10 protein-coding genes and 1 pseudogene are annotated in these 7,902 nt (G+C 65.7%); 4 read left to right on the top strand and 7 right to left on the bottom strand.

Going from position 1 to position 7,902, the window contains the following annotated elements; all coding sequences use genetic code 11:
- From FNQ90_RS07110 to FNQ90_RS07080, 7 genes and pseudogenes are all read right to left on the bottom strand, one after another.
- Positions 1-257, bottom strand: a pseudogene (locus FNQ90_RS07110) (hypothetical protein); the annotation flags it as partial.
- Between the two features lie 106 nt (positions 258-363).
- Positions 364-744, bottom strand: a complete 381-nt coding sequence (locus FNQ90_RS07105) for an RRQRL motif-containing zinc-binding protein (RefSeq protein ID WP_182605496.1) — start codon at positions 742-744, stop codon at positions 364-366.
- Positions 741-1,166, bottom strand: coding sequence for an HIT family protein (locus FNQ90_RS07100; protein WP_182605495.1), 426 nt, complete (start codon positions 1,164-1,166; stop codon positions 741-743). Before FNQ90_RS07100 ends, FNQ90_RS07105 begins: the two co-directional genes overlap by 4 nt.
- Positions 1,163-2,029: a DUF2637 domain-containing protein gene (locus tag FNQ90_RS07095; RefSeq protein WP_182605493.1), complete on the bottom strand. Its 867-nt coding sequence runs from the start codon at positions 2,027-2,029 to the stop codon at positions 1,163-1,165. Before FNQ90_RS07095 ends, FNQ90_RS07100 begins: the two co-directional genes overlap by 4 nt.
- Positions 2,026-2,226: a hypothetical protein gene (locus tag FNQ90_RS07090; RefSeq protein ID WP_228470933.1), complete on the bottom strand. Its 201-nt coding sequence runs from the start codon at positions 2,224-2,226 to the stop codon at positions 2,026-2,028. The genes FNQ90_RS07095 and FNQ90_RS07090 overlap by 4 nt, the downstream gene beginning before the upstream one ends.
- Positions 2,223-2,516 (bottom strand): DUF6303 family protein, encoded by a 294-nt coding sequence (locus FNQ90_RS07085; protein ID WP_323379819.1) that lies wholly within the window; start codon positions 2,514-2,516, stop codon positions 2,223-2,225. Before FNQ90_RS07085 ends, FNQ90_RS07090 begins: the two co-directional genes overlap by 4 nt.
- Positions 2,513-2,773: a hypothetical protein gene (locus FNQ90_RS07080; protein ID WP_182605492.1), complete on the bottom strand. Its 261-nt coding sequence runs from the start codon at positions 2,771-2,773 to the stop codon at positions 2,513-2,515. Before FNQ90_RS07080 ends, FNQ90_RS07085 begins: the two co-directional genes overlap by 4 nt.
- A gap of 519 nt (positions 2,774-3,292) precedes the next feature.
- On the opposite strand from FNQ90_RS07080, the gene FNQ90_RS07075 reads away from it, so the two are divergent.
- From FNQ90_RS07075 to FNQ90_RS07060, 4 genes are all read left to right on the top strand, one after another.
- A complete protein-coding gene (locus tag FNQ90_RS07075) occupies positions 3,293-4,087 on the top strand; it encodes a GntR family transcriptional regulator (protein ID WP_182605490.1) in 795 nt (264 codons plus the stop codon).
- A complete protein-coding gene (locus tag FNQ90_RS07070; RefSeq protein WP_182605488.1) occupies positions 4,084-4,767 on the top strand; it encodes a YdcF family protein in 684 nt (227 codons plus the stop codon). The genes FNQ90_RS07075 and FNQ90_RS07070 overlap by 4 nt, the downstream gene beginning before the upstream one ends.
- A gap of 250 nt (positions 4,768-5,017) precedes the next feature.
- Entirely contained in the window at positions 5,018-6,421 is a 1,404-nt protein-coding gene (locus tag FNQ90_RS07065) for a HEPN domain-containing protein (RefSeq protein ID WP_323379820.1), read from the top strand.
- 951 nt (positions 6,422-7,372) lie between these two features.
- Positions 7,373-7,621: a hypothetical protein gene (locus FNQ90_RS07060; protein WP_182605484.1), complete on the top strand. Its 249-nt coding sequence runs from the start codon at positions 7,373-7,375 to the stop codon at positions 7,619-7,621.
- Positions 7,622-7,902 lie beyond the last annotated feature (281 nt).

Genomic DNA, 7,902 nt, shown 5'->3' with positions numbered 1-7,902 from the left:
CCCCGCACCCCCGACCCGACCAGACCGGGCGGATCCACCGGACGAGCACCACTCCCCCCAATCTCCTCCTCGGCGGCCGGGACGACCGAAGCGGCCTCCTCGGTGGGGCGGAACGTCTCGGGCACCACCCCCGGCACCGGCGGCGGCACGGGAAGCGGGATCGTGGGTGCGGTGGCATCGGTGGGCTTGGCCAAGGTGATGGCCGCCGGGGGAACCGGCGGCGCGGTCCCGTTCACGGCCGTGGTGGTGTCGGTCATGATGAACACACCCTTCCTTCGGGTTTGACTCGAACGGAGTGGGACCCTGTGGGGCGGCCGATGCCGGGAAGCTTCCAGCCGCCCCACAGGGCATTCACCGGCCGCTTCACGCGGCCAACTCGGTGGGGGAGGCGCACGGCACACACATGCCGAGCGAGGTGGGAATGCTGTAGTCAGCGACCCGCCCGCAGGCCGGACAGGTCCGGCGTGCTTCCATCGCCTTGGCCAGTGCCTCGGCCCGGCCCGGTGTCATGGGCCGGACCGGCTTGGCGCGCTCAACGGCGTAGAGATAGCCGACCAGCGGGGCCCGGCCCCGGCGACGCAGGCGCATCACCTGCGCCACCGGTTCCTGACCACCCGGGCGCAACCCGGCCGCCCGCAACTGGCGACGGGTCGCCAGGCCATCCGGAGCGGCCCGCCACGGATAGGTCGGGATGCCGTGCCGGACCCCCTCGGGATCCAGGACATCCGCATACGCCCGACTCACCGGGCGGTCATTTCGGTACCGGTGGCCTGCTGAGGGGTCCAGGGCAGCGGCAGGCCGTCGCCGGTGGCGCGGGGCACGATGTGCAGGTGCAGGTGAAACACCGTCTGCGTGGCCGGAGCCCCGATGCTGGTGATGAGGTTGCAGTCATCCCCGGTGTGGGCGATGACCTCGGCTGCGCGCCGCATGACGGCCGCCGACACCCCTGGGTCGGTGGCGGCGTCCGGGACGTGCGTGCGGGGGATGACCAGCCAGTGGCCGGGGGTGACGGGGTTCAGGGGAACGATCGCGATCGCGTCGGACCAGGTGCGCATCACCGTGGCGGGCGCGCGGCCCGCCACGATGGCGCAGAACGGACAGTTGGGCACGGACGGGCGAGGGCCCTTCGGGTGGGTGTGGCGGTGGGCGGGCAGGTTCGTGGTCATCGCTGCTCGCCCTCCTGCTCGGTGTCGGTGACCACCTCGCGCCGCAGGGCGGCAGCGTCCCGGCGCGAGAGGTGAAGTTCGGTGCGCAGGCGCTCGATGGTCACCGGCCGTCCGGTCTCGGTGACCGCCCGGCGGTGCAGGGAACGGGCCCGTCGTCGCAGTTCGGTGGGGGTCAGGGCCACCACTTCGGTGACCACCTGCCGGGGAGTCTCGGCGGGTACCGAGGCGGTTATCTCGACTGGCCGGGACACGGGGGCCGGCGGCAAAGTGGTCGGCATCGGGCGCGGCCGGTGGTCGACCGGCGCCGGGTGCTCGACCGGCACTGCCGGGACGCGGTCGATGGTCACCTCGATGTCCGGTTCGGCGGCCACCAGGGGCAGCATCCTGGCATCGGCGGGCACCACCGGTTCGCGCTTGGGCGCCACCGGCACGACGGTCACCGGCACGGTCGTACCGGTGTCGGTGTGGGCGAGCCAGCGGTGTACCTGGCGCATCATGACGCCGAAGGCCAGCAGCGCGGCTGACGGCGGTACGGCGGCCACCACGTAGTCCAGTGCTTCGGCGTTGGCGCCCACGCCCCAGACGTTCAGGACGATGGAGCCACCGGCCCCGGCCACCGTCAACGCGATGGCCCACCAGTCGGTACGCCGTTGGATCGCGGCGCGCAGCATCAGCAGCTCGCCCGCGATGATGCCCAGATCCAGGGTCGCGGGCCAGGCCCAGGCGCGGGCGCCGGACAGGCCGTGTTCCTCGGCGATCTCGGCCAGGTGGGCGTAGGACAGCCAGAACGCCGCCCCGGTCAGGGCCACGATCACCACCGCCGCACCGATCACGATCATGCGGTCCGCAGTCGAGCGGGTCATGCCGCCCACCCCCGCATCCGACGGGTCCAGCGGGTACCGGCGGCCAGCCCGAGGGCAAAGGACAGCAGGACCGGCTGACCGGCCGCCAGTACGGCCAGTGCACCGGCCACGCCGATGACGGCGGCGGCCAGCGAGGGGAAGACCCACACCAGGGCCAGCAGCGTGCCCCACAGCAGGACCGACTTCACCGCGTTCACGCCGCCACCTCCCCACCGCGCTCGCGCAGCTCGACGGCGGCGATCAGGTCCACGGGCGCGCTCGGGTCGTCCGGCTCCGCCGAAGCGGCCGGGCACTCCTCCCACCGCCACGCGGCACCCGGCAGCGGTTCGTAGCCCAGGTCAGCCAGTACCTCGAGGCGCGCGGCCGGGGTCGGGATCGGCCCGCCTGCGGGCCACCGGTGCTCGGGCCAGTCGGCGACGCTGCCCAGCAGGGGCACGAACACCTTCCACGCCCCGCCGCTGTTGCTCATCAACGCCTGCAGCTTCACGCCGCCACCCCCGCCACGAACGGGACGGCAACCGGCACCTCGGAGGTCTCCGGCAGATGCGACGCGACAGCCCGCAGCGCGCGGGCGTACAGGCCGGGGTCATCGGCGAGCATGTCCCGGGCCGCGTCCAGCCGGGCCGCCCGCTCGATCTCGTTCTCATCGGGGACACCGAGGAACAACTCAAGGTCGATCCCCAAGGCGAGTTCCAGATGGTCCGTGGCTGTGAGTGCCACATGACCGGCAACAATGTCCTTCATGGGTCGTGCTTCCCTTCACGGTGGAACGGCCCTACTGCGGCCCCGGTGGTAGGACACCGGGGCCGCGCGCCGTGGTGGTTGAAGCCGTGTACTCCGGCTCCCCTCGGCCCCGCCCGTGCGAGACGGGCGGAGGAGGCAACCGGCCGCAGCTTCGAGCTGCGGAGAGTTGAAGTCGCGCTGTACGTCACCCGGGCCCACGTGATGTGGGTCCGCGTGGCCGCCTACTTGGCCGAGGAAAGGCGGCGTGATCCCCATGGAGTTGTCAAAGGTCGAGTGCTTCCTTCAGCGCCGTTTCACGGGACGCCTCCGGGCACCGAGTGCTCGGTAACGCGGGCCGTCTCGTCAGCGAGACGAGAGCCCCCCGCCGTCAGGAAGGCAGCTCAAAGAAGGCCCATCCGAGCGAATCTCCCTTGCAGTCCTAGGACTGCGGGCGACTCGGGATAACCATGCACCGCAGTCCCGAGACTGTCAACAGTCCTGGGACTGTGTTTCACTGGTCGATGTCGAAAGGAGTGCCGCATGGCGCCCAAGTGGCGAGAACTCGCGGACCGACTGGCCGAACAGATCAGGAAGGGCGAGTACGCGCCCGGCGCCCAGTTGCCGCAGATCAGGGAGCTGGTGGAAGCGGGCGAAGGCTCGAAGTCCACGGTCCACGCGGCCTACAAGGCGCTGGAAGCCGAAGGGCTGGTCACGTCCTCGCGCGGACACGGCACGGTCGTCCGTGAGCAGACCCCGCTCAAGCGACTCGGCATCGCGCGGTACGACAAAGCCAAGTGGCGGGACGGCGATGAGGTGGCCTTCATCGCGGACCGCGTGGCGTCCGGGCGTACGTACAAGAGGAACGAACAGACCCAGACCGTCAGCCGTGTACCGGCACCGGCCATCGTCGCCCGGGCGCACGGCCTACCGGAAGGCGCGGAGGTCTACGCGCGGGCGCGCGTGGTCAAGGAGGGCGCACAGCCAACACACACCCTGACCAGCTACTACCGTCCCGAGCATGTGGAAGGGACGCGCATCGTCGACCCGACGCCGGGACCTGCTGGCCGGGGTGGCGGCTTCCGTGTCCTGTACGACGCGGGATACGAGATCGACCACATGCAGGAGACACTGTTCGCTCGCATCCCCACGGCGGACGAAGTCCAGCTGCTCCAGCTCGCGCCCGGCGAATGGGTGGTGGAGTTGCATCGGACGACGTACACGGCCGACGGGACCGTGGTGGAGTTCGCGATCGGCGTTCACGCGGCGACGCGCTTCTCCTGGACGTACGACTTCAAGGTCCCCGACTCGGCGAAAGCGGAGGGCGAGAGCAAGTGATCTCAGCACAGACCTGGGCTGATGCCCAGCGACTCTGGGACTTCCAGCAGATGGGCCACGACCCGCGCCCGTGCTCTGTCGCGATTGGACTCGGTAGTCATGACCTCGGAGTCGCGGAGACAGCCGCTGATCTATACCACCAAGGCATGATGCCGCTGGTTGTCTTCACCGGGGCGACCAGCCGCACCACACAGGAACGCATGCCGCGGGGCGAGGCCGAGCACTACCGCGAGCGGGCGATGGAACTGGGCGTACCGGCCGAGGCCATCCTTGTTGAGCCACGGGCCCGGAACACGGGAGAGAACATCCGCTTCTCTCGCGCACTACTCGAAGAACACCGGATCCCTGTCTCGTCCATCCTCTTGGTCAGTAAGCCGTACGAGGAACGACGGGCCTACGCAACCGCCCGCAAGCTGTGGCCCGAAGTTGAGTGGGTCAGCACCTCCACACCCATGACCCTAACCGCCTACGTTGACTCAATCGGGGACGCGCGCTTGGTTATCGACATGTTGACCGGTGCACAGCAGCGGCTCATGATCTATCCGCAACAGGGATTCATGATGGAGCAGTCCGTGCCAGAAGGCGTGACCACAGCGTACGAGCGCCTGCGTGACGCCGGGTTCACGAGCCGACTCGTGGCAAACCCCGCAGACGGAAATGACAACACCACGGCTCACTGATGCGTCATGTGGAAGCGCGCTTCACACTCGGAGCCATGGGTGGCGCATGAGAGCGACTTGGTCAGGTACTTATCATGACCAGTTGAGGACTTACTGCTGAGATGAAAATCAGGTATGGGGATGACTCCAGAATATGTGACTATCTCAATCGACCGTTCCAGCTCAGAATGAAAATCAAATTTTTCTTCCGATGTGTGGATGAGTCGCACAATGCGGTGACAGATTCCTCAATTCAATCTCTCGGCCGGTGATGAAAATGGAAGCGCGTAGCGGGGTCTGGTGGACAGAGGCAGACCCGAGTAAGCGGGTCTCTGGCACTCTTTCGCGTAATGAAAAGAATTGGCAATTGAACCTTGTTGGCAGGCTGCCTGATCATAGCTCACGGTCAGGTGGTCTCACTCTTGTTTCACCTGCGACAATCTATGGAAGTTGTCTAGGGCGAAGATATACTCTTCGGTATGCTTACCTTAGGGAATCTAAAGGGCCAGGGCAACGCTTTGACGTGCCAGCAGAAGAACAGAGTGACGCAGATGACCAACATTCCCAGATTTGGACAGGAGAAAGCTTGATCTCGGGCGGTGCGTTCCCAGAGCGTACAACCTACAAATCGGGAATCTTTGAAGTGACTGGTCTGGGTAAATGGTGGCCAGTGACCCACCCGAGAATTAGGGCAGACAGTGACTCTCTTCCTGAAGAGCGAACGGTCGCCGAGTGCGAGGACGGGTGGGTGGTAAGAATCGGTGTCAGCGGGATGGAGAAATCAAGTCCTCATTCACATTTCTCGAGCAGGTGGCCCGTGGTTCGAGTTGATAGAGAGGAGGAGTTCACGCTATCTCAACTCGAAGACGAGATTATGATGCCGCTTCGTGCTCTTATCTCAATAATCACTCACGAGCCTGCTGAGTGTTTCAATCTGAAGCTACAGCCGGTTGATGGTGCATATCGGCCCACCTTTCCCGTTGAGGTTGACCCTGGACTGGTCAGCAGGGGGGATAATGACTCTCTCGGTCAGGTGACATTTACTCCCGATCAAGTGGACGTAAAGTCATTCATTGGCGGATGGATCAGCATGGCTAGGCAAAATATTGTGCCTGTAGTCACCGCCGAGCCGAGCGACAACATAGGTTTCCTGCAAGTGCAAGTTGTGGAATGTGTTAATGCGGCAGAAGCCCTCCATCGGAATCTACATGGCGAGCCGGACAGTTTCCCCTTCGCCGAGAAAGTCTGGAACTCCCTTAAGGGATCTCAGGGTCTAAATCGAAGAGAGCGCGAAAGGGTTCGCTCGGCCGTAAAATTTGTTGAGCGTCCGCTAAGGGAAAGACTGGAGGAGTTGGCGAAAGGCCTCGGAGAAGAATTTTGCCGATGGTACTTCCTCAATAATACCGAGAATTGGGCCCTGGTCAGCTCCGCGGTTCGCAATGCGTTGAGCCATGGCTATAAAACTAGTCATGGCGTAGAGCATGATGTATCCTGTCTCGTCGGTATTCTTCGGATCATGAAATCAATTCTTGCTTTGCGCCTATTGGTGGCTGCTGGTCTCCCAACAGGAAGTGAGCTTGTGGATCTCATCCAAAGAGATCGCGCCTACCTGTACCTCTCGGGGCAATCCGTGGCTGATTGGCACTCCCTGGCATCTAAAATCAATTCTCCTTGATAGGGAATCATCAGATCCATGCCGATTGTGGTCGCAGGCGTATGCCGACGGTCTGGAATGGTGACCTGTCTGCTAGATGATTTGGCCCCTCTGACCGTGGAGGGGGCCAAACGGGGGGCCAAACGAAGCAACCGGACTGGGATCAACTTGGACGGTGGTGGATGGTGCGGGACCCTGGCGGGCAAGTCAGTGTCTCCGTAGCTAGGTGGCAAAGGAGCCTCATCGCGTTCGGGACGAAGAGGTCGTGGGTTCAAATCCCGCCACCCCGACACAGGTCAGGGGCTCGGTGTGTCAGTTGACACCGGGCCCCTGACGCGTTTCCTTGGAGCGTCGGAGAGCCGACTCCGTATCTCCGCTCTTCCGCCCACCGGCGCTTCTTTGTCGGACCGGCATGCCGAAGCCGTCGTGCACAAGCTCGGTTCGGTCACGCCCGCATGACGCGGTATCCGCCACGATCGCCCCGGGAATCGACGATGCCGGGGACATTGCCCCCGAGGCGGCAGCGGTCTTCCGAGCATGAACGCTCGCCACGGGGAAGCGGGATCGACCGATCGCTCGGGTTGCGCGTCTTGGACGCGCACCTGTAGGGCGCCCTGCACGGTGGGGCCGGCGGCCCACGGTCGCCGGCGGAGGCCGAGTCGGAACGAGAGAGCGCGTGAACCCCGGGCCCCGAAGGCGCCCCACTCCCGGGTTCGGGATGTGATGCCGGTAACCCCGCAGCTCAGAGGTGGTGGATAAGAGGAGCGGGCACCACATGGCCCGGGGTCGTGCAGCGGACGGCCGTCGGACCGTGAGAACTCGAATCGGCTGCCCGTGCGGTGTGATTCCGCCCCGCCACCGGGGGCGCAATCGGTGGTGACCGGCGGACTTGCGCGGCTAACTCCCCGCCGGCGCAGAGTCTGCTCATCCATTCACCGCGTGTTGTCGCACACATGAGCAGCAAGGAATGTCATGAGCACTACAGTCACCTCGACGCACGACCCGCAGGCGCACGGAACACCGGCGGACGAGTCGAGCAGGCCGGTCCGACGTGCCGTGCAGCGCCTCCGCGAGAAGCTCACTCTTGAGCGGGTCGAGGCGTGGCTGCCCGTGCTCTCCCGCGTCATCGGTCTGGTGCTCTGTCTGACCGGCCACGAGACGGTGGGTATCCCCCTCATCAACGCCAAGGACCCGGGGGGAGACGCCGACAACCGGAAGTAGACGTCCTCGCGGCCCCGCTGCCGGCCCCGGCCGGCAGCGGGGAAGAACCGCCGCCCCCACATCCACGGTGCCTACTGAGGGGGTGAGTACGCCCCGGAGGACGCGGGCGCGCCGGCCCCCTGTCATGTCTCCCGGGCTCAACCGGTTCGGGAAGGGCTCCCTGTACTGGGGTGAGGTCGTGAACTTCGCGAGGTGGGGTGATGTGTCCCGGGGCCGGCGGAGCCAGGGCGTCGACTCGCTCGATTTCCACCCGGCCGGAGAGGGCGGCCTCGGGTGGGGGC

Origin of the sequence: Streptomyces alkaliphilus (assembly GCF_014141535.1) — a bacterium.
Classification (GTDB): domain Bacteria; phylum Actinomycetota; class Actinomycetes; order Streptomycetales; family Streptomycetaceae; genus Streptomyces; species Streptomyces alkaliphilus.
This window is presented reverse-complemented; position numbering and strand designations above follow the sequence as displayed.